Origin of the sequence: Delftia acidovorans SPH-1, assembly GCF_000018665.1 — a bacterium.
Classification (GTDB): Bacteria; Pseudomonadota; Gammaproteobacteria; order Burkholderiales; family Burkholderiaceae_C; genus Comamonas; species Comamonas acidovorans.
In genome coordinates, this window is sequence record NC_010002.1 from 2,396,326 (window position 1) to 2,416,960 (window position 20,635).

The following is a 20,635-nucleotide window of genomic DNA, read 5'->3' on the forward strand; positions in this document are numbered from 1 at the left end:
CGCATAATTGCAGGCTTGGGCGCTGCAATATACAAAGCATCATGAGCTGGAGTTACGAAGACACGCCAACGGCCCTGCAATACTTTGCAGCGCTGGTGCAAAGCGATGACCACCTGCCGTTGATGGAGGCGGCAATCAGCATCGCTCAGGATGCCGTGCCCGATCTCGACCTGCAGGCGGCCAGCGCCGAGCTGGACCGGCTGCAGGTGCGCCTGCTCCAGCGCCTGGCCGGCGAAACCGATTCGCTGCAGCGCCTGCGCGTGCTCAACCAGTTCTTCTATGGCGAGCTGGGCTTTGGCGGCAATCTCAACGATTACTACGACCCGGCCAACAGCTACATCCACCATGTGCTGCAGACGCGGCGCGGCATTCCCATCAGTGTGGCGCTGATCTGGCTGGAGCTGGCTGCGGCCATCGATCTGCCGGCACAGGGCGTGAGCTTTCCCGGGCATTTCCTGGTCAAACTGCGCCTGCCCCAGGGGCAGGTGGTGATGGACCCGCTGAGCGGTGAATCCTTCTCGGCCAACAGCCTGGCCGAGCGGCTGGAGCCCTTCTGGCAGAACGCCGGCCTGTCCGCCGAGGAGGCGGCTCCGCTGGGCATGTACCTGCAGGGCGCATCGCCGCGCGACATCCTGGAGCGCATGCTGCGCAATCTGCAGGAGATCCACCATGCGCGGCGCGACTGGCCGCTGCTGGTGGCCGTGCTCAACCGGCTGGCCGTGCTGCGGCCCGACATGCCGGAGATCTTCCGGGACCGGGGGCTGGCCTATGCGCAATGGGGAGTGACCGAGCGTGCGCTCGAAGACCTGGAGCGCTTCCTGCATTCCCAGCAGGGCGCGCAGGCCGTGGCCGTGCGCGAGGTGATCCGGCGGCTCAGGGGGCTGTAGCGGCGGCAGCCCCCAGGGTCGGAGCGCTGCTCAGACCAGCCGGACGGCTTCCAGCTCTTTCTTGAGATAGGCGTAGAACAGCGGCGCCGCCACCAGGCCTGCGGGGCCGAACACCGACTCGGCCACGAACATCACGGCCAGCAGCTCCCACACGCCCATGTGCGTGCGCTGGCCCACCACCTTGGCGTTGATCACGTACTCGGCCTTGTGGATCAGGATCAGAAAGCCCAGGCAGGCCGCGGCGGCCACCGGGGAGACCGACAGCCCCACGATGGTGATCACCGCATTGCACAGCAGGTTGCCCACGATGGGCACCAGGCCCGCGATGAAGGTCAGCGTGATCAGGGCTGGCGTGTAGGGCAGGGTCAGGTTCCAGTGCGGCAGCACGCCCAGCAGGAAGATGGCCGTCAGGAAAGTGTTGAAGGCCGCAATCCAGAACTGCGCCGCCACGATCTGGCGGAAGGCCAGCCCCATGAGCCGGATGCGTTCGCGCAGCGCAGCCACCAGGGGCGGGCGGCGCGTGGTGATGGGGCGCACGGCGGCCAGCGCGCCGATGATCAGGCCCACATAGGCGTACAGCAGGCCGGTAAGCCAGGCGCGGCCCGCATGGGCCAGGGCGCCGGCCTTGGCCGCCAGGTAGCTGGCCAGCAGGTGCTGGATTTCCTGCGCGCCGTCCGGCAACTGGTCGGCCATGTCGGCGGGCAGCTTGTCACGCAGCTCCAGCACCGTGTGGGCCAGATAGTCGAGCAGTTCGCGGTACTGCTGCGGCGCGTCGGTGATGTAGGTGCGTGTATGCGAGAGCGCGCCGCTCAGCAGGGCCAGCGGCGCAAGAATGACGATGGTGGCTGCCACCAATTGGGTCCAGCGCGGCAGCGAGCCGCGCCGGGCCTTGGGCTGGGCACGTGCCAGCAGCCCGGCAAGGGCGCGCGTGACCAGAAAGCCCACGCAGACACAGAGCATGCCCGGCAACAGCCCCTGCCACATGATCAGCAGCAGGGCGCCTGCCATCAGCACATAGCTGGAAAGCGTCACGCCGCGCGTGGGCGCGGGCTGCGGGGAGATGATGGGCGAGGGCAGGTGCTGGGTCATGCGCTGCGGGCCCGTGGTCAGCGGACCTCGACAGGCTCGCCCTCGCCGCGTGCGGCGATGCGTCCGATGGTGTAGACCGTCTCGCCCAGCTGCTTGAGCGTGGCGGCCGTGGCTTCGGCAGCCTCTGCAGGCACAACAACGACCATGCCGATGCCGTTGTTGAAGGTGCGGTTCATTTCCACGGCGTCGATGCCGGCCGTCTTCTGCAGCCAGGCGAACAGCTCGGTCTGGGGCCAGCTGCCGGCATCCAGGTGGGCGGCCAGGCCTTCGGGCAGCACGCGGGGGATGTTCTCCAGCAGGCCGCCGCCGGTGATGTGGGCCAGCGCCTTGATGGGGTGCTGCTCCAGTGCGGCCAGCACGTTCTTCACGTACAGGCGCGTGGGTTCCATGATGGCCTGCTTGAACGGCTTGCCGTCCAGCGATTCGGGCAGGCTGCCCTGGGCTTCGGCGCGCTCGATGCACTTGCGCACCAGGGAAAAGCCATTGGAGTGCACGCCGGCCGAGGCCAGACCCAGCACCACGTCGCCTGCGGCCACGCTCTGGCCCGTGAGGATCTTGGATTTTTCGACGGCGCCGACGGCAAAGCCCGCCAGGTCGTATTCACCGGCCGGGTACATGCCGGGCATTTCGGCGGTTTCGCCGCCGATCAGTGCGCAGCCCGACAGCTCGCAGCCGCGTGCAATGCCGCCGACCACGGCAGCGGCCGTGTCCACGTCCAGCTTGCCGCAGGCGAAATAGTCGAGGAAGAACAGGGGCTCGGCGCCCTGGACCAGCACGTCGTTGACGCTCATGGCCACCAGGTCGATGCCCACGGTGTCGTGCATGTTCCACTCGAAGGCCAGCTTGAGCTTGGTGCCCACGCCATCGGTGCCCGAGACCAGCACGGGTTCCTTGTAGCGCTTGGGCACCTCGAACAGCGCGCCGAAGCCTCCGATGCCGGCCATCACGCCTTCGCGCATGGTCTTCTTGGCCAGCGGCTTGATGCGCTCGACCAGCGCATCGCCAGCGACGATGTCGACGCCGGCGTCTTTGTAGGAAATCGGGGTAGAGGAGGGGGCAGAAGAGCTCATGGATGGGTACGGTGCGGTAGGCCCGATGCCGGGCTGGAACCCCGGGATTCTACGGCGCCGGCCGCCGGCAGGCGCGCGCGCCAGTGGGCTTCGAGGGGGCTTTCGTTGCACATGCGGGCCGGCTGCCGCCGTGCCGGGCGCCGCGCAGACTAAAATCCCTCGTCCGCCCGGGAGCTCCCGGGCGTTGTCCGCCTTGCCGCAGCGCTGCGCCGAGGCGGGCCTGTCTTTGCTCTCAACCCAATGCCGTTGCCGATTCCTCTGCCTGCTTTTGCCGCATGGACCCGCCTGGATACAGGAAAGGGGGCGCTGCGCGTATGTCGCAGATGAAGCAGCTGGCTCTGGATATCAGCATGGCGTCGAGTCCGACGCTGTCGCGCTTTTTCGTCGGTCCCAATGCCGCAGTGATCGATCATCTGCGCCACTGGGTGGGCGACGGCCGCATGCAGACCGCCCGCACGCCGGTGCCCACCTATCTTTGGGGCGAGTCGGGCTCGGGCAAGACCCACCTGCTCAAGGCCGTGCGCGAGGCGCTGCGCGAGCAGGGCGCCATGGTGGGCTGGATGGATGCATCCACCCTGTTCCCGCCGCCGTTCGACGAGCGCTGGGCGGCGGTGCTGATGGACGACGTGGACATCTACACTCCGCTGCAGCAGGCGCGGGCCTTCAACTGGTTCGTGAATGCGACGAGCCCGGCCACGGGCTCGCCGCGCTGGGTGCTGGGAGCCGGCCCCCTGCCGCCGGCCGACCTCAAGCTGCGCGAGGATCTGCGCACGCGGCTGGGCTGGGGCCATGTGTTCCAGCTGCAACTGCTCGATGAAACCGCGCGCCGCGCGGTGCTGCGCCAGGAGGCCGATGCCCGTGGCGTTTTTCTGGGCGACGATGTGATGGACTACATGCTCAAGCGCTTCTCACGCGACCTGGGCAGCCTGATGCAGCTGCTCGACATGCTCGACGGCTTTGCGCTTCGCAACAAGCGCGCCATCACCATCCCGTTGCTCAAGACGATGCTGGAAACCGAATGAGCCCACATTCTCGTGTGGGCAGGGACTGCGGGAGCCGGCGGAGCCTGCGTTGCAAGGGCAGCGCGGGACCCATTTTTTTAGGATATGCATGACCTCTGATCAGAAGCAACTCCGGCCCCGGCTGGCGTTGTTCGACCTGGACCATACGCTGCTGCCGCTCGATTCGGACTACGAGTGGGGCGAGTTCACGACGCGCATCGGCTGGACCGATCCGGCCGAGTTCGGCCGCCGCAACGCCGAGTTCTTCGCGCACTACCAGGCCGGCACGCTCGACGTGCACGACTATGTGCGCTTTGCCACTGAGGCCTTCTGCGGCCGTGGCGCGCAACAGGCCGGCGAGGCGCATGAGCGCTTCATGCGCGAGGTGATCACCCCCGCGATCCGTCCCCAGGCACTGGAGCTGCTGCGCACGCACCAGCAGGCGGGCGACCAGATCATCATCGTCACGGCCACCAACGAGTTCGTGACGCGCCCCATTGCCGCCGCACTGGGCGTGCAGGAGCTGATTGCCGTGGAACTGGAGCGCGACGCCCAGGGCTGGTTCACGGGCGAGATCCGTGGAACGCCCAGCATGCGCGACGGCAAGGTCCAGCGCATGCAGCAGTGGCTGGATGCGCGTGGCCTGGACTGGGGCGGCGTGGAGAGCTTCTTCTACAGCGACTCCTGGAACGACGTGCCCCTGCTCGAGCGCGTGGACCATCCCGTGGCCACCAACCCCGACGCAAGGCTGCGCGCCCTGGCCCAGGAACGTGGCTGGCGCATTCTGGACCTGTTTGGCGAAGCACCATGATCAAGAACATCATCGACAAGCTGCTGGGCAAGACCTCGGCTGCCCCCCGCGCCCGCAAGTCCCCCTTCGGCAAGCGCCAGGAAGTGCCCGTGCAGGTGCACGGCATCGACCCCAACCTGGTGGACCGGCGTGCCATCGACGTGGTCGAGACGCTGCAGGACGCCGGCTACGAGGCCTACATCGTCGGCGGCGCCGTGCGCGACCTGCTGCTGGGCCTGCGCCCCAAGGACTTCGACGTGGCCACCAATGCCACGCCCGAGCAGGTCAAGGGCCTGTTCCGCCGCGCCTTCATCATCGGCAAGCGCTTTCGCATCGTGCACGTGGTCTATGGCCGCGGGCGCGAGAACGAGGTCATCGAAGTCTCCACCTTCCGCGCCTTCCTGGACAACAGCGCGGCCGAGGCCGTGAGCGGCAACGAGCGCACCAGCAAGGCCCAGCTCGCCGGCATGCACCATGCGGTGGACGCCAGCGGCCGCGTGCTGCGCGACAACGTCTGGGGCCCGCAGGACCAGGACGCCACGCGCCGCGACTTCACCATCAACGCCATGTACTACGACCCGCGCACGCAGATCGTGGTGGACTATCACAAGGGCATCGACGACGCCAAGAAGCGCATGCTGCGCATGATCGGCGACCCGGCCACGCGCTACCGCGAAGACCCGGTGCGCATCATCCGCGCCGTGCGCTTCGCGGCCAAGCTGGCGGGCAAGGGCTTCAAGATCGAGCCCAAGACCGCCAAGCCCCTGGTGGAGTGCGAGCCGCTGCTGGCCGATGTGCCGCAAAGCCGCCTGTTCGATGAAATGCTCAAGCTGCTGCAGACCGGCCACGCGCTGGCCTCGGTGGAGCAGTTGCGCGGCCTGGGCCTGGCACGCGGCATCTACTCGCTGCTGGATGTGGTGGTCGAGCGCGCGGAGCAGCCCTTTGTGCGCGCCGCGCTGACCGACACCGACCGCCGTGTCGAGGAAGGCAAGCCCGTGGCGCCCAGCTTCCTGCTGGCCTGCGTGCTGTGGCATGACGTCAAGACCGGCTGGGAACGCCGCCTGAACCAGCGCCAGCACCCCTTCCCCGCGCTGCAGGAATCCATCGACGAAGTGTTCGACCAGCGCATCGGCGATGTCTCGGGCCGCGGCAAGCTGGCCGCCGACATGCGCGAGATCTGGGTCATGCAGCCGCGCTTTGACAAGCGCACGGGCGCCACGCCGTTCAGCCTGGTGGCCCAGCCGCGCTTTCGCGCGGGCTTCGACTTCATGCGCCTGCGCGCCGACATCGGCGAGGTCGATGAAAGCCTGGCCAGCTGGTGGCAGGAGTTCCAGAACGCCGACGACGCGCGCCGCGACGACCTGATCGCCCAGGCCCGCGACGAGCAGCGCGCCCGCCAGCGCAGCGCCGAGCCCAAGGTGCACCGCGTGGCCAAGGCCCGCCCTGCGCGCGAGGACGCCGGCGCTGGCGAAGCGCAGCAGGCCGACGCACCTGCCGCCGCCTTGCCCCAGGTGGAGGGTGAGGAAGGGTCAGCGCCCAAGAAGCGCCGCCGCCGTCGCCGCAAGCCCCAGGGCGGTGGTGATGGCGCCGTGGGCGGGGATGACTGAGCCGGGGCACTGGGTCGCCATTGGCCTGGGCGCCAATCTGGGCGACCGGGGCCAGGCGCTGGCCCAGGCGCTGCAGGCCATTGGCGGCCTGCCGGGCACGCGCCTTGTGGCCGTGTCCTCGCTCTACAGCACGGCACCCGTCGATTCCAGCGGTCCGGACTATCTGAACGCCGTGGCCGCCGTGCACACCACGCTGCAGCCGCTGGCCCTGCTCGATGCGCTGCAGGCCATCGAACTGGCGGCCGGCCGTGAGCGTCCCTACCGCAACGCGCCGCGCACGCTGGACCTGGACATCGAACTGTGGGACGACGAGCGCATCGCGCTGCCGCGCCTGAGCGTGCCGCACCCGCGCATGCACGAGCGCGCCTTCGTGCTCGTGCCGCTGGCCGAGATCGCGCCTGAGCGCATCACACCCGCGCAGCTGCAGGCCGTGGCGGGGCAGGGCATCGTGCGCAGCGCCGGGCCCGGCTGGCATCTTCGGGATGGCGGGGCCCTGGCGAACGGCTCCCGTTAAGGCGGATTTAAGAGCCGGCCACGACATTGTGCGCGGGCCCGCAATCGGCGGGCCGGGAGCACGATATGCATCATGGATTCGGAAGGCTGGCGCGCCAGCGTGTGTATGAGGCTGCAAGGGCTGGGGCTGGGGCTGGGGCTGGGGCTGGGGCTGGGGCCGGGGCCGGGGGCGGGCTGTGGCAATGAGGTTCTTCTCACCAGCCGGCATGGCCGAGGCGCTGCCCGTGCCGGATCTGTCGCACCGGACCAGGGATGCCAGCGGGCTGGCCGGCGACCTCGCCTGCATGGCCCTGCTGGTGCTGGCATGGCTGGCCGCCACGGCATGGGCGCGTCCGCTGATGCTGCCCGATGAGGGGCGCTATGTGGCAGCCGCCTGGGAAATGCTCCATTCGGGACAGTGGCTCACGCCCACGCTGGACGGCCTGCCCTTTTTCCACAAGCCACCGCTTTTCTACTGGATCACGGCCGCCTCGCTGAAGCTGTTCGGCATGGGTGAACTGGCCGCGCGTGCGGCGCCCATCCTGGGTGCGACGCTGGGCGCGCTGGCCCTGTATGCGTTCACGCAGCGTTGGCTGGGCCGGGCATTGGCGCGCCGGGTGCTGCTGGTGCTGGCGGTGCAGCCCCTGTTTTTCGTCGGCGGCCAGTTCGCCAATCTCGACATGCTGGTGGCCGGGATCATCGTCGCGACGGTCCTGGCCCTGGCCCATGTGGCGCTGTGCCTGGAGCGTGGCCTGCCTGCCCGGCATGTGCTGGTCCTGGCGTATGCACTGGCGGCCCTGGGCGTGCTGGCCAAGGGCCTCATAGGCTTTGTGCTGCCCGCGCTGGTCATCGGCAGCTGGATGCTGATGCGCGGGCGGTGGCGGCTGCTGCCTTCGCTGCTGTCGCTGCCGGGTTTTGCGTTGTTCGCTGCCATTGCCGTGCCCTGGTTTCTTGCCATGCAGCAGCGCTTCGATGGCTTTTTCCACTATTTCTTCGTGGTGCAGCATCTGCAGCGCTTTGCATCCTCTGGCTTCAACAACGTGCAGCCCTGGTGGTTCTACGTTGCCGTGCTGGTGGTGATGGGCCTGCCCGGCCTGCTGTGGTCGCGCGCCCTGCTGCAGCGGGACTACTGGCGCGCCGGTGGCGACGGGCTCCTCGCATCGGTGCGCCTGCTGATGGCCGTGGCCGCCGGCTGCGTGCTGGTGTTCTTCTCGCTGCCCCAGTCCAAGCTCATTGGCTACATCCTGCCGGCCGTGCCGCCGCTGGCATGGCTGATGGCGGATGCCAGCCTGGCGGCCACAGGCTCCTCCGGCCCGGCGGGGCGCCGGCGTGCCTGGCTGGGCAGCATGGCCCTGAGCGCGGCCCTGGGGCTGGCGGCCGTGGCGGGCCTGGCCGTCAGCCATGTGCATTCATCGCGCGAACTGGGCCTTGCCCTGAAGTCCCAGCGCCATATGGGCGAGCCTGTCTACATGCTGGACGGCTACTGGTATGACGTGCCGTTCTATGCGCGGCTGCGCGAGCCCGTCCCCGTGGTGGGGCGCTGGGATGAGGCGTCCATCGACCTGCATGACAACTGGCGCAAGGAGATGAAGGATGCCGCAGGCTTTGCGCCGCAACTGGGGCGCTGGCTGCTGCCGCAGCCTGAGCAGTTGCCGGCCCGGCTGTGCGCGGCCGGGGTCAGCTGGGTCGTGGGAGACCAGAACGCGCGCCGCAACTATCCGTTTCTGGTGCAGCAGCCCCTGGCGAGGGACCAGGCTGCAGCGTTGTGGCGCGTGGACAGCCGGGAGCCCGGCATGGCCGCAGCGCTGGGCTGCGGCACCCGTCCCTGAGGCCGGGCGTCAGTCCACCTTGGCGCCGGAGGCCTTGACGATGGGCTGGTACTTGGCGCGCTCGGCGGCCATGAACCTGTCGAATTCGGCGGGCGTGGAGGACACGGGCTCGGCCATCAGGGTCTCGAAGCGGGTCTTGGTCTCGGGCGCGGCCAGTGCATCGCCAAAGGCCTTACTCAGCTTGTCCAGCACGGGCTTGGGCGTGCCGGCCGGGGCCACCAGGCCCCACCAGGTGTCGATGGAAAAGCCGGGGAAGGTCTTGGACAGTGCGGGCACGCCGGGCAGCAGCGTGGTGGGGTTCAGCGTGGTCACGGCCAGCGCCTTGAGCTTGCCCGAGCGGATGTTGGGTGCAGCGGCGGCCAGGTTGTCGATGTTGAAGTCCACCTCGCCCGACAGCAGGGCCAGCTGGGCCGGGTTGGCGCCGCGGTAGGGCACGTGAAGGGCGAAGATGCCGGCCTTTTGCTTGAGCATTTCGCCAGCCAGGTGGCCCGCGCTGCCGTTGCCGCCGCTGCCGTAGTTGAGCTTGCCGGGGTTGGCCTTGGCGTAGGCGATCAGGTCGGCCACGCTGTGGATCTTGAGCTGCTCGGCACGGGCCGCGTTCATCACCAGCACATTGGGCACGCGCACCATCTGGGTGATGCCGGCGAAGTCCTTGCCCGCGTCATAGGGCATCTTGGCGTACAGCCAGGGATTGACGGCATGGGTGGCCGTGGCGGCCAGGCCGATGGTCATGCCGTCCGGCGTGGCGCGGGCAATGGCGTCGGCACCGATGTTGCCGCCGGCGCCGGCCTTGTTGTCGATGATCACCACTCCCAGGGAGTCACGCACCCGCTCGGCCAGCGCGCGCGAGGTGATGTCCAGCGGACCGCCGGGCGCATAGGGCACGATCAGGCGGATGGGCTCTTGCGCCAGGGCAAGCGGGGAGGCCAGGGCAGCAGCGGCCGCCATGACCGAGAGAAGGCTGTTTCTACGGTTCATAGGGGCGCTATTGTGCAAAAAAATTGCGACACCTGGCTGCGCGCAGGTATGCAGAGCAGTTTTTCTGCGTATTGATTGATCTGCCCTGGCTTCAGGCTGCCTTGTCGGCTTCCGTGGTGAATGCGTCGGCGTAGAACTCTTCGTCGGGCAGTCCACGCTGGTGCACATAGGCCTGGTGCGCGGAATCGACCACGATGGGCGCGCCGCAGGCATAGACCTGGTGGCCCGAGAGGTCGGCAAAATCGTCCAGCACGGCCTGGTGCACGAAGCCCGTGCGGCCGGTCCAGGCGTCTTCGGGCAGGGCATCCGAGACCACGGGCACGTAGCACAGCTGCGGCATGGCTTCGGCCTGTTCGCGCACCCAGGCGTCCATGTAGAGGTCTTCGGGGCGGCGGCCGCCCCAATACAGGGTGACGGAGCGGTGGATGTCCTTGTGGCGGATGTGCTCCAGCAGCGCCTTGATGGGCGCGAAGCCCGTGCCCGAGGCCAGCAGGATGACGGGCTTGTCGCTGTCCTCGCGCAGGAAGAAGCTGCCGAACGGGCCTTCCACGCGCAGGATTTCCTTTTCCTTCATGGCGCCGAACACATGGTCGGTGAACTTGCCGCCGGGCATGTGGCGGATGTGCAGCTCCAGCCCCGGCGCCGTGTCCTGCACGTGGGGGGCCGTGGCCATGGAGTAGGCGCGGCGGGCGCCGTCGCGCAGGATGAACTCCACGTACTGGCCTGCGTGGTAGCGGAACTTGTCTGCGGCGGGCAGTTGCAGGCGCACCTGCATCACGTCGTGCGACTTCTTCTCCAGCGTGGCCACGCGCACGGGCATTTTCTTGATGGGGAAGGCGCTGGCATCGGTGACCTGGCGCGACTCCAGCACCACCGAGGTGGCCGGCCTGGCGCAGCAGGTGAGCACATAGCCGTCGGCCTCTTCCTGGGCGGTCAGCGCCTTGTCGGCATGCGGGCCATGGGTGACATCGCCACTGAGCTTCTTGCACTTGCAGGAACCGCAGGCACCGTCCTTGCAGCCATAGGGCAGGCCCACGCCGGAGCGGATGGCGGCGGCCAGGATGGTCTCGCTGCCCTGCGTGGCGAAGGCGCGGCCGCTGGGCTGTACGGTGATTTCGTGGGAAGCGTTGGCTATCTCGGTCATGTTCTCGGTATCCTCGGGGGCGCTGGCGGGCGCGTGGAGCGCGCCGGCGATCTTCTTTCCCGGACGGACATGCCGCTGCCGCGACCGGCGGCGCGCGGGTGGCCGCCCTCGCAACAGGCCAGGATTTTGCCCTCAAACCAAAACCCATTGGGCGCGCTGCCGGCGCGCTTTCGACGCGAACGCGTGCTCATCGTCGGCTGCGGCGACGTGGGGCTGCGCGTGGCTGGTGCATTGGCGGGCGCGCCCGGCGCGCGCTCCGGTGCCGCACGGCGGGGCCCGCGCGTGCTGGCCCTGACGCGTGGCACCGAGCGCCTGCAGGATCTGCGCGGGCGCGGCATCACGCCGCTGCTGGGCGATCTGGACGCGCCTGCCACGCTGCGCCGTCTGGCCGGCCTGGCCACGCGCGTCGTCCACCTGGCGCCGCCGCCCAATCCGCCCGCTGGCGAAGAGGGCTGGTGGCTGGACCCGCGCACCACGGCCCTGCTGCGCGTGTTGCGCCGTCGCGGCCGGCCGGCGAGCCTGGTCTATGGCTCGACCTCCGGTGTCTACGGCAACTGCGAGGGCGCCTGGATCGACGAAAGCCGCCCGCCCGCACCGGCCACGGCACGTGCCCAGCGCCGCGTGAACGCCGAGCGTGCCGTGCGCTTTGCCGGGCGCGGCGGGCTGCGCGCCAGCATTTTGCGCATCCCGGGCATCTATGCGCCGGACCGGGAAAACGGCACGCCGCGCGGGCGCCTGCTGCGCGGCACGCCCCTGCTGTGCGCCGCAGAGGATGTCTACACCAACCACATCCATGCCGACGACCTGGCCCGCGCCTGCGTGCGGGCGCTGTGGCGCGGCCGGCCGCAGCGCATCTACCACGCCAGCGACGATACGCAGCTGCGCATGGGGGAGTATTTCGACTTTGCGGCCGATCTCTATGGCCTGCCGCGCCCCGCGCGCATCACGCGCGAGCAGGCACAGCGCGAGCTGCCGGCCAGCCTGCTGAGCTTCATGGGGGAGTCACGCCGCCTGCGCAACCAGCGCCTGAAGGCCGAGCTGGGCCTGCGCCTGCGCTACCCCACCGTGGAGCAGGGCCTGCGCGCGTGAATCAGCGCGGATGGATGCCGCCGTTGGTGTCGTAGCAGCGGAACACGTTGCAGTGCGAGATGGGCGCCGAAGGCGGCAGCGGCTGCGGCGGCACGGGGCGCCCGACGATCCACGGCCGGTTGATGGCGTTGGGCTGCAATGCGCGCGATTGCTGCAGCTGCTCATAGGCCTTGGGGCCCAGGCAGGCCATTTCCATTTGCTGCTGGGCGGCCTGGCTGCGCGGGCCCCAGGTGGCGGGATCGGGATTGGACTCGGCCAGGATGGTGTCCAGACGGCGGCGCGCCTGCAGGCAGGCAGGTGAGTCGCCGCTGTCGCGCTGTGCAGAGTTCTCGCGCTCGCGCCGGCTGCGTGCCTCGCGCTCCTGCTGCTGGGCGCGCGTGCGGCGCTCGGCCTCTTCGCGGGCCAGTTGCTGGTTCTTGCGCTCTATGGCGGCGGCGGACTGCGCGCGCTCGCGTTCCAGCTCTTCGGGGCTGGGGGCTTCCTGCACCTGCACGCGGTTTTCGCCGTCCTTGCAACTGCTGTTGGTGTAGGTGACGCGGCCGGTCTTGGCATCCGTGCAGCGGATGACCTGGGCCGAGGCCGGGCCTGCGATGAGCGCCGCCATCAGCGTTGCAAGCATCGGTACAAGCATCGGTACAAGCGCAGGGCGCTGGCAAAGGTCTTGGGTGCGGTGCATGGCGGTTTCCTTTCCCATCACAAGCGGCACAGGGATGTGGTGCATTGCCGATTATGGTGCGGAGCCCAGGGGGCTGGACATGCCGCCGGTCAGCCGTTCAACGCCAGTGGCGCGGATCCTGCGTGGGGTAGGGGTTGCCGCCGCCCTGGTTTTCGCGCTGCATGCGCTCGATGGCGCGTTGCTGCTGCTCGCGGTCACGCTGCTGCTGCTCCCGGTCGCGTTGCTGGCGTTCACGATCGCGTTGCTGCTGGCCCTGGTCGCGCTCGCGGTCCCGCTGCTGGCGCTCGGCTTCGCGGCGCTGCTGCTCCTGCATGCGTTCGCGCAACTGGCGGTCGCGGTCCTGTGCCTGGCGGTCACGGTCCCGGTCGCGCTCGCGCATTTCACGCTCGCGCTCCTGGCGGTCGCGCCAGGCGTCGCGGTTGCGCTCCTGCTGAATGCGCTCGCGCTCGTACTGCAGGCGATCACGCTCACGCTGCAGGCGCTGGCGCTCGTACCAGCCGTTATCGGGATAGGCGGGCTGCGTGGGATAGGAGGGGTAGATGACGCCGCCGCCAGAGGGGTAGCTGGGGTAGGTCGGATAGCTTGGGTAGCTGGGATAGCTGGGGTAGCCGGAGCCCATGTCCGAGTAGCCATCGGGCGGCACGGCGCAGGCGGTGACCAGGGCGGCGAGGCCAAGGCCGGCCAGCAGGCGCAGCATGCGCAGGGGGCGCAGGTCACGCTGCTGGTGTGGCTGCGCGGTGGGGGCGTTGGAACGGGGCATGGTATGGGGTCCGGGCAAAGGCGTGTTTCCTGTCTGGATCTCTTCCTATGACGTTTGACAGGCCGTATTGGTTGACCTGGGTCGTCCTTGCAAGGCAACAAGGGTGACAGCGAAACTTCTATTTTGATAGCAATTCGCCCATATTCTGTAGGTGTCGCAAGATGAATCGCGCAGGCGTGGTGCGCAAGCGCGCCTGGCGCCCCGGTCCCGGCAATGGCTTGCGGGCGCGGCTAGAATGACCTCTGTCTTTGGCGGTGCGCAGTCCGTGCGCCGCAAAGCAGCGTTCTCAGGGCGGGGCGAAATTCCCCACCGGCGGTATCTGGATCTGCCTTTCGGCATGTGTCCAGCAGCCCGCGAGCGCCCGGCAAGCCGCAAGGCCGGCCGGGGTCAGCAGATCTGGTGAGATGCCAGAGCCGACGGTCACAGTCCGGATGAAAGAGATCGCGCAGCACCTGCATGGCAGGCGCCATTCCCATGGTTGTCCCATGGGCTGCGCCGCGCCATGCGGCGCCATGGCGCGCGCCCTGATTCATTTGTCTCATCTTGAAAGAGCACCATGAATCAGACTCCTGTCTCCTTGAATTTCTCCGCACACGGCACGGCCTCGGGCACACCGTGGAGGGCCGTCGCGGGCCGCAGCCGCGTGGCCGTCATCTGCGCGAGCTGGCATACCGATGTCGTGCACCAGGCGCGCGACTCCATGGCGGCCGAGCTGCAGGCCCAGGGCGTGGCCGCGCAGAACATCAGCCACTTCAATGTGCCCGGCGCCTTCGAGATCCCGCTGCTGGCCAAGAAGCTGGCCGACACTGGCCGCTTTGACGCCATCATCGCCTGCGCTCTGGTGGTCAATGGCGGCATCTACCGTCATGAGTTCGTGTCCTCGGCCGTGATCGACGGGCTGATGCGCGTGCAGCTCGACACCGAGGTGCCGGTGTTCTCCGCCGTGCTCACGCCGCGCGACTTCCACGAGCACGGCGACCATGTGGAGTTCTTCCGCGCCCACTTCGTGAAGAAGGGCGTGGAGGTGGCCCATGCCTGCCTGGCGGCCCTGGACCAGCTGGCCCAGGTGCAGGCGCTGGGCCAGGCCCGCGCGGCCTGAGTTGCAAGCGTCGCCTGCGTCGCCGGTTGCGGCGCGCCACCCAGCACAGCTTTGGGTGGGGACGGATGCTCGTAAACACTGAGTTGGTGCCGAGTGTCGCGGCCCCGTCACGCGGCATTGCCAAGCCGCGATGACGGGAATAACGTGACGGCCTGTTTCAACTGAGGAGTGCGCGATGAAGATGTCCCGGAAGTTGTGTATTGCGGCCGTCGTGGCCGGCATGGGTGGCGTGGCCATGGCCCAGGAGCAGGTGATCCGCATCGGCCACATCGGCCCGGTGTCCGGACCCCAGGCCAATTTCGGCAAGGACAACGAAAACGGCGTACGCATGGCCATCGACGAGCTCAATGCCAAGGGCATGGAGATCGCCGGCAAGAAGGTCAAGTTCCAGCTGGTGGCCGAAGACGATGTGGCCGATCCCAAGCAGGGCACGGCCGCCGCGCAGAAGCTGTGCGACGACAAGGTCGCCGGCGCCGTGGCCTTCCTCAACTCGGGCGTGGCCATTCCCTCGTCCAAGGTCTTCCAGGACTGCGGCATTCCCATGATCACGGGCGCGGCCACCAACCCCGACCTGACCAAGCCCGGCTGGAACACCACCTACCGCGTGATCGCCAACGACAACGCCCTGGGCGCGGCGCTGGCCAAGTACGCGGCCGAAACGCTCAAGCTCAAGACCGTGGCCATCATCGATGACCGCACGGCCTACGGCCAGGGCCTGGCCAATGTGTTCAAGAAGGATGCGGAAAAGCTGGGCGTGAAGGTCGTGGCCTCGGAGTTCACGAACGACAAGGCCACGGACTTCATGGCCATCCTGACCTCCATCAAGGCCAAGAAGCCCGAGGGCATCTTCTACGGCGGCATGTACGGCCAGGCCGGCCCCATGCTGCGCCAGATGGCCCAGCTGGGCCTGAACGATGCCAAGTACTTCGGCGGCGATGGCCTGTGCGTGCCCGAGCTGGCCAAGGTGGCGGCCGGTGCCAAGCCGCTGGACAACGTGATCTGCGCCGATGGCGGCGCCTCGCTGGCCAAGATGCCCGGCGGCACGGAATGGAAAAAGCGCTACGACGCCAAGTACCCCGGCCAGTTCCAGGTCTACAGCCCGTACTTCTACGACGCCACCATGATGCTGGCCGACGCCATGAAGCGCGCCAACTCCTGGGACCCCAAGGTCTACATTCCCTTCCTGCAAAAGGCCGACTACTCGGGCGTGACCTCGAAGATCGCCTTCGAGAAGAACGGCGAGATGAAGAACCCCTCGTACACGCTGAGCGTGTTCAAGAACGGCCAGAAGACAGCCCTCGACTGAGCGAGCGTCCTTCCTTCGTTTTCATGCCCGCCCCGTGCGGGCTTTTTTTCGTGCGCCGTCCATGATCCTCAGGCCGGCGCCGGCGCATCGACCACGCCCGGCAACCGGGCCAGATAGGCCTGCAAGGCAGCGATGGCCTGGCGAACCTTGGCGGGCTGGGCCTGGCGCTGCGGGGTGACGGCCCAGATGTCCAGGCCGCCGAAGTCCCAGTCGGGCAGCAGGCGCACCAGGCGGCCTTCGGCCACCGTGTCGGCCACGTCCATGCTGCCCAGCAGGGCCAGGCCCAGGCCGGCCTCGCACATCTGCTGGATGGACAGCTGGTTGTTGCTGGCCACATGCGGCAGCACCTGCAGGCTGTAGGTCTCGCCCGTGTCAGGGTGGCGCGCCTCGGCACGCAGGGCCTGGCCCTGGCCCTCGCGCGCCAGGCCCAGCCAGCGCATGCTGGCCAGCGGTGCCGGGTGGCGCCAGGCCGCGCTGCCACCCTGGGCCTGTATCCATGCGGGCGAGGCGCACAGCCAGTTGCGCATGGCGCCCAGGCGCCGGGCGGCCCAGCCGGAATCGGCCAGCCGGCCGAAGCGCAAGGCCAGGTCGATGCGGCTTTGTATGAGGTCGATGGGCGCGTCGTCCACATCCAGGTGCAGGCGCAGTGCGGGGTGCCGGGCCAGCCAGTGGCCCAGGGCCGGCGCGATGTGGCGGGCAAAGCCCACGGTGGCTGACAGGCGCAGCTCGCCGCCGGGCTCGTCGCGCGCGGCCGCCAGCTCGGCCCGCGCCTGGCTGGCGGCCTGGGCCATGGCGGCGCACTGCTGGTAGTAGCGCTCGCCCGTGTCGGTCAGCGCGATCTGCCGGGTGGAGCGGTGCAGCAGGGTGACGCCGCCATCGCGTTCGAGCTGGCGCACCTGCTGGCTCACGGCCGAGGGGCTCATGCCCAGGGCACGCGCGGCGGCGCTCATGGAGCCGTGCTGCACCACGGCGGCGAAAACGGCCATGCGTTTGTAGTCATCCATGGGCTGTATTGTGAAGCTGCACTTCAAGGTCTTGGTAAAAATTGCCGTCTACCGCACGCATTGTGAACGGCGTAATCTCAATGCCATCGTGAACAGGCGCCCTGGCGCCATAAAGGACCGAAGATGAAAGTGGCATTGATTGGCGCAACCGGTTTTGTGGGTTCGGCGGTATTGAAGGAGCTGCTGCAGCGCGGCCATGAGGTCGTGGCCCTGGTGCGCGACCCCGCCAAGCTGGCGGCCCAGCCGCGGCTGCAGGCCGTGCAGGCCGATGTACTGGACGCCGCCGCCGTGCAGCGCGCCGTGGCGGGCGCGGACGCCGTGGTCAGCGCCTACAACGCGGGCTGGGGCAATCCCGACATCTATGAGGACTTCATGCGCGGCTCGCGCGCCATCGTGGCGGGCACCAAGGCGGCCGGCATCAAGCGCTACCTGGTGGTCGGCGGCGCAGGCAGCCTCTACATCGCACCCGGCAAGCAACTGGTGGACACGCCCGAGTTCCCGGCCGCCATCAAGCCCGGCGCCTCGGCTGCCCGCGATGCCCTCAACGATCTGCAAAAGGAGCAGGGCCTGGACTGGACGATGCTGAGCCCGCCCATTGCCCTGCACCTGGGCGACCATGGCGAACGCACAGGCCAGTACCGCACGGGCAAGGATGAGCCGCTGATGCAGGCCGATGGCCAGCCCGGCACGATTTCGGCAGCGGACCTGGCCGTGGCCCTGGTCGACGCGCTGGACAAGGGCCTGCACCTGCGCCAGCGTTTCACCGTCGCTTACTGAACACCTGCGCCAGTCCACTGGTGCCGCAGCGGTCTCCATGGCATGCTGGTGTCCGTCATGAACAGGCAGGAGCACAGCCATGATCGACCACACGGGAATCCTCGTATCGGACTTCGAGCGCAGCAAGGATTTCTATGCACGCGCCCTGGCGCCGCTGGGCTATGAAATCCTCATGGAGCTTTCTGCCGAAGTCACGGGCCATACGGACACTGCGGGCTTCGGCGAGCCGCCCAAGCCCGACTTCTGGATCAGCGGGGGCACGCCCAACCAGCCGCCCATCCATGTGGCCTTCCGCGTGGACAACCGCCACATGGTCGATGACTTCCATGCTGCGGCCCTGGCGGCAGGCGGGCGCTGCAACGGCGAGCCCGGCCTGCGACCGCACTACCACGACGACTATTACGCGGCCTTCGTGCTCGACCCCGACGGCCACAACATCGAGGCGGTCTGCCACCTCCCGCCCGCCTGAGTCCCCCTGGCGGCACTGGGGCCTGCGCGGCAGCTGACATCAGGCGGTCGCATGGCGCAGCACAATATTGCGCTGCAATAAAAAAGGCCCCACGTTCCCCATGCCCCCTTCCGTTTCCGCTGCGGCCGGCTCCGTTTCCGCGTCATCCACACCCACGGCCGCCCAGGCGTGGCTCAGCGTGATCGCGCTGGCGCTGGGCGCCTTCGTCTTCAATACCACCGAGTTCGTGCCCGTGGGCCTGCTCAGCAGCATTGGCGCGAGCTTTGGCATGCCCACCGAGCAGGTCGGGCTGATGCTGACCATCTATGCCTGGATCGTGGCCCTGGCCTCGCTGCCCTTCATGCTGCTCACGCGCAATGTGGAGCGGCGCAAGCTGCTGATGGGCGTGTTCGCGCTGTTCGTGGCCAGCCATGTGCTGTCGGGCGTGGCCTGGAGCTTTGCCTCGCTCATGGTCAGCCGCATCGGCATTGCGCTGTCGCACGCGGTGTTCTGGTCCATCACCGCCTCGCTGGCCGTGCGCGTGGCGCCGCCGGGCAGGAAGGCCGTGGCGCTGAGCCTGCTGGCCACCGGCACCTCCATGGCCATGGTGCTGGGCATTCCGCTGGGCCGCATCGTGGGCGAATGGCTGGGCTGGCGCACGACGTTCCTGGCCGTGGGCGGGGTGGCCGCCATCGTCATGGTGGCCCTGGCCCGGCTGCTGCCGCGCCTGCCCAGCGAGAACGCGGGCAACCTGGCCAGCGTGCCCATGCTGCTGCGCCGCCCGGCGCTGCTGTCCATCTACATCCTGCTGGTGGTCGTGATCACCGGGCAGTTCACGGCCTACAGCTATATCGAGCCCTTCGTGCAGGACATCGCGGGCTTCGAGGGCAAGGTGACCACGGCCGTGCTGCTGCTGTACGGCGGCATGGGCATCGTGGGCAGCGTGATGTTCAGCTGGTGGGGCCTGCGCCATCCGCGCGGCTTTCTGCTGGCCGCCATTGGCGTGCTGTCGGCCAGCCTGCTGATGCTGGTGCCGGCCTCGGGCCATGAGGCATCGCTCTACGTGATGAGTTCGGTCTGGGGTGTCGCCATGATCTGCTTCGCCCTGGCCATGCAGTCCCAGGTGCTCAAGCTGGCGGCCGACGCCACCGACGTGGGCATGTCCATGTTCTCGGGCATCTTCAACATCGGCATTGGCGGCGGTGCGCTGCTGGGCAGCCAGGTCAGCATGCACGCGGGCATGCAGAACATCGGCTGGATCGGCGGCGGCCTGGTGGCGCTGGGCCTGGCCTGGTGCATCTGGGCCTTTGTGCGCTGGTCGGCCGGCTTCCAGGCCGCGCACTGAAGCAGGTCAGTCGCCGGGTGACCGCATGGCCTGGGCGTAGCGTTGCGGCGCCAGGCGTGACACCAGCACGCAGACCACGAGCACGGCGGCCATCTGGGCCAGCCAGCCGGCGCCGAATCCGCCCGTGAACTGATGCAGCCGGGCAATCACATAGGGCGCCAGCGCCGCAATCAGAAAGCCGCCGCCCTGCATCAAGGCATTGAGCGCACCGGCCTGCGTGGGGTGGGGAAGATGGTCCAGCGCCACCACCATCATCAGCGCGAAGCAGCCACCCAGGCCGATGCCGAGGATGACGATGTTGAGCAGCGGCGCCGCATCGGGCCACCAGGCCAGCGCGGCCAGGCCGATGATCTGGCACAGCAGCGTGAACCCCAGCCATGGCCGCCGGTCGGCATGGCGCGAAGCCAGCACGGGCAGTCCCAGCGCGGCGCTGGCCTGGGCCACCGACAGCAGGGCCACCAGGCCGCCGCTTTGCGCGGGGCTCCAGCCGTGCGTCTGGTAGAAAGGCGCAAGCCAGGCCACCATGGCCGCATAGCCGCCGTTGATGAGGCCGAAGCAGGCCATCAGCAGCCAGGTGCGCGGGCGCTGGCGCAGCCAGCCGGTGTCTTGCGAGGCCTGGGTCGCCATGGGCGCCGGACCGGGCAATGTGCTCAGCGCATGCCGCGCCAACACCAAGGCCAGCAGGGCGGGCGCAGTCCAGAGCGCCAGCGCAAAGCGCCAGTCCAGCCCCCATTGCACGGCCAGCGGCGAAATCTGGGCACCGAGCGCCCCGCCGCCCATGAGCGCGGCCGAGTACAACCCCATCATCTGGGCCATGCGTGCGGGCGACTGGCGCTTGATCAGGCCCGGCAGCACGCCTTGCACCAGGGCCACGCCAGCGCCGCACAGCGCGGCCGTGGCCAGCAGGGTGGCCGCACTGGAGCCCGCCACGCGCAGCGCGCAGCCCAGCGCAATCACCGCCAAGGACCCGATCACGGCGCGGCGCGGACCCAGGCGCCGCAGCGCGGCCGGGGCCAGCCAGGCGCCTACGCCCATCAACGCCATGGGCAGCAGCGTCAGCCAGGACAGCGTGGACAGATCCATGCCGGTGGCGGACTGTATCTGCGGGCCCAGCGGGCCGATGGCCGTGAGAAACGGGCGCAGGTTCAGCGTGACCAGGACCACGGTGGCCAGCCACAGCGCCGTTGGAATGGCGTGCGCTGCGGCAGGCGCCTCGGTGCGTGCAGGCGCAATGGACGACATGG

General features: G+C 68.7%; 20 protein-coding genes and 1 riboswitch. Of the genes, 12 read left to right on the forward strand and 8 right to left on the reverse strand.

The genetic code is table 11. From position 1 onward, the window contains the following. Window positions 1–41: 41 nt before the first annotated feature. Window positions 42–887, forward strand: coding sequence for a SirB1 family protein (locus DACI_RS10925; RefSeq protein WP_012204106.1), 846 nt, complete (start codon window positions 42–44; stop codon window positions 885–887). Between the two features lie 30 nt (window positions 888–917). On the opposite strand, the gene DACI_RS10930 is transcribed toward DACI_RS10925, so the two are convergent. Both DACI_RS10930 and purM read right to left on the reverse strand, forming a co-directional pair. Further along, complete coding sequence (locus DACI_RS10930) at window positions 918–1,976, reverse strand: AI-2E family transporter (protein WP_012204107.1); 1,059 nt, start codon at window positions 1,974–1,976, stop codon at window positions 918–920. A 17-nt stretch (window positions 1,977–1,993) separates the two neighbouring features. Further along, window positions 1,994–3,046 carry a phosphoribosylformylglycinamidine cyclo-ligase gene (purM, locus tag DACI_RS10935; protein ID WP_012204108.1) on the reverse strand — a complete coding sequence of 351 codons (1,053 nt, stop codon included), beginning with the start codon at window positions 3,044–3,046 and terminating at the stop codon, window positions 1,994–1,996. Window positions 3,047–3,369: 323 nt separating this feature from the next. On the opposite strand from purM, the gene hda reads away from it, so the two are divergent. The 5 genes from hda to DACI_RS10960 all read left to right on the forward strand — a co-directional run bounded on the left by hda (window position 3,370) and on the right by DACI_RS10960 (window position 8,765). Continuing rightward, window positions 3,370–4,068 (forward strand): DnaA regulatory inactivator Hda, encoded by a 699-nt coding sequence (hda, locus tag DACI_RS10940; protein WP_026062235.1) that lies wholly within the window; start codon window positions 3,370–3,372, stop codon window positions 4,066–4,068. An 88-nt stretch (window positions 4,069–4,156) separates the two neighbouring features. Next, complete coding sequence (locus DACI_RS10945; protein WP_012204110.1) at window positions 4,157–4,858, forward strand: histidinol-phosphatase; 702 nt, start codon at window positions 4,157–4,159, stop codon at window positions 4,856–4,858. Then, complete coding sequence (pcnB, locus tag DACI_RS10950) at window positions 4,855–6,444, forward strand: polynucleotide adenylyltransferase PcnB (RefSeq protein WP_012204111.1); 1,590 nt, start codon at window positions 4,855–4,857, stop codon at window positions 6,442–6,444. The genes DACI_RS10945 and pcnB overlap by 4 nt, the downstream gene beginning before the upstream one ends. Further along, window positions 6,419–6,958 carry a 2-amino-4-hydroxy-6-hydroxymethyldihydropteridine diphosphokinase gene (gene folK, locus DACI_RS10955; protein WP_012204112.1) on the forward strand — a complete coding sequence of 180 codons (540 nt, stop codon included), beginning with the start codon at window positions 6,419–6,421 and terminating at the stop codon, window positions 6,956–6,958. Before pcnB ends, folK begins: the two co-directional genes overlap by 26 nt. A gap of 181 nt (window positions 6,959–7,139) precedes the next feature. Beyond that, the gene (locus DACI_RS10960) at window positions 7,140–8,765 is read left to right on the forward strand and encodes an ArnT family glycosyltransferase (RefSeq protein ID WP_012204113.1); all 1,626 of its coding nucleotides are present in this window, start codon (window positions 7,140–7,142) and stop codon (window positions 8,763–8,765) included. A gap of 9 nt (window positions 8,766–8,774) precedes the next feature. On the opposite strand, the gene DACI_RS10965 is transcribed toward DACI_RS10960, so the two are convergent. Both DACI_RS10965 and DACI_RS10970 read right to left on the reverse strand, forming a co-directional pair. Beyond that, window positions 8,775–9,743, reverse strand: a complete 969-nt coding sequence (locus tag DACI_RS10965; RefSeq protein WP_043781175.1) for a Bug family tripartite tricarboxylate transporter substrate binding protein — start codon at window positions 9,741–9,743, stop codon at window positions 8,775–8,777. Window positions 9,744–9,834: 91 nt separating this feature from the next. Continuing rightward, the gene (locus DACI_RS10970) at window positions 9,835–10,887 is read right to left on the reverse strand and encodes a CDP-6-deoxy-delta-3,4-glucoseen reductase (protein WP_012204115.1); all 1,053 of its coding nucleotides are present in this window, start codon (window positions 10,885–10,887) and stop codon (window positions 9,835–9,837) included. A gap of 69 nt (window positions 10,888–10,956) precedes the next feature. On the opposite strand from DACI_RS10970, the gene DACI_RS10975 reads away from it, so the two are divergent. Continuing rightward, window positions 10,957–11,976 (forward strand): SDR family oxidoreductase, encoded by a 1,020-nt coding sequence (locus DACI_RS10975; RefSeq protein WP_192812317.1) that lies wholly within the window; start codon window positions 10,957–10,959, stop codon window positions 11,974–11,976. Window position 11,977: 1 nt separating this feature from the next. On the opposite strand, the gene DACI_RS10980 is transcribed toward DACI_RS10975, so the two are convergent. Together DACI_RS10980 and DACI_RS10985 are read right to left on the reverse strand one after the other, a co-directional pair. Then, on the reverse strand, window positions 11,978–12,652 hold the full coding sequence (locus DACI_RS10980) for a DUF4124 domain-containing protein (RefSeq protein ID WP_012204117.1): 675 nt from the start codon (window positions 12,650–12,652) through the stop codon (window positions 11,978–11,980). A 97-nt stretch (window positions 12,653–12,749) separates the two neighbouring features. Next, window positions 12,750–13,412, reverse strand: coding sequence for a hypothetical protein (locus tag DACI_RS10985; RefSeq protein WP_012204118.1), 663 nt, complete (start codon window positions 13,410–13,412; stop codon window positions 12,750–12,752). 278 nt (window positions 13,413–13,690) lie between these two features. Further along, window positions 13,691–13,859: riboswitch (FMN riboswitch) on the forward strand. Window positions 13,860–13,968: 109 nt separating this feature from the next. Between DACI_RS10985 and DACI_RS10990 the strand changes: the two genes are divergently transcribed. Together DACI_RS10990 and DACI_RS10995 are read left to right on the forward strand one after the other, a co-directional pair. Next, entirely contained in the window at window positions 13,969–14,511 is a 543-nt protein-coding gene (locus DACI_RS10990) for a 6,7-dimethyl-8-ribityllumazine synthase (RefSeq protein ID WP_012204119.1), read from the forward strand. 175 nt (window positions 14,512–14,686) lie between these two features. After that, window positions 14,687–15,817: a branched-chain amino acid ABC transporter substrate-binding protein gene (locus DACI_RS10995; RefSeq protein ID WP_012204120.1), complete on the forward strand. Its 1,131-nt coding sequence runs from the start codon at window positions 14,687–14,689 to the stop codon at window positions 15,815–15,817. Window positions 15,818–15,885: 68 nt separating this feature from the next. Here DACI_RS10995 and DACI_RS11000 read toward each other — a convergent pair whose 3' ends face one another. After that, the gene (locus tag DACI_RS11000; RefSeq protein WP_012204121.1) at window positions 15,886–16,821 is read right to left on the reverse strand and encodes a LysR family transcriptional regulator; all 936 of its coding nucleotides are present in this window, start codon (window positions 16,819–16,821) and stop codon (window positions 15,886–15,888) included. Between the two features lie 123 nt (window positions 16,822–16,944). Between DACI_RS11000 and DACI_RS11005 the strand changes: the two genes are divergently transcribed. From DACI_RS11005 to DACI_RS11015, 3 genes are all read left to right on the forward strand, one after another. After that, window positions 16,945–17,598 carry an NAD(P)-dependent oxidoreductase gene (locus tag DACI_RS11005; protein WP_012204122.1) on the forward strand — a complete coding sequence of 218 codons (654 nt, stop codon included), beginning with the start codon at window positions 16,945–16,947 and terminating at the stop codon, window positions 17,596–17,598. Window positions 17,599–17,677: 79 nt separating this feature from the next. Next, complete coding sequence (locus DACI_RS11010) at window positions 17,678–18,067, forward strand: VOC family protein (protein WP_012204123.1); 390 nt, start codon at window positions 17,678–17,680, stop codon at window positions 18,065–18,067. A gap of 100 nt (window positions 18,068–18,167) precedes the next feature. Then, window positions 18,168–19,391 carry a sugar transporter gene (locus DACI_RS11015; protein WP_012204124.1) on the forward strand — a complete coding sequence of 408 codons (1,224 nt, stop codon included), beginning with the start codon at window positions 18,168–18,170 and terminating at the stop codon, window positions 19,389–19,391. A gap of 6 nt (window positions 19,392–19,397) precedes the next feature. Here DACI_RS11015 and DACI_RS11020 read toward each other — a convergent pair whose 3' ends face one another. Beyond that, window positions 19,398–20,633, reverse strand: coding sequence for a cyanate transporter (locus tag DACI_RS11020; RefSeq protein ID WP_043781177.1), 1,236 nt, complete (start codon window positions 20,631–20,633; stop codon window positions 19,398–19,400). Window positions 20,634–20,635 lie beyond the last annotated feature (2 nt).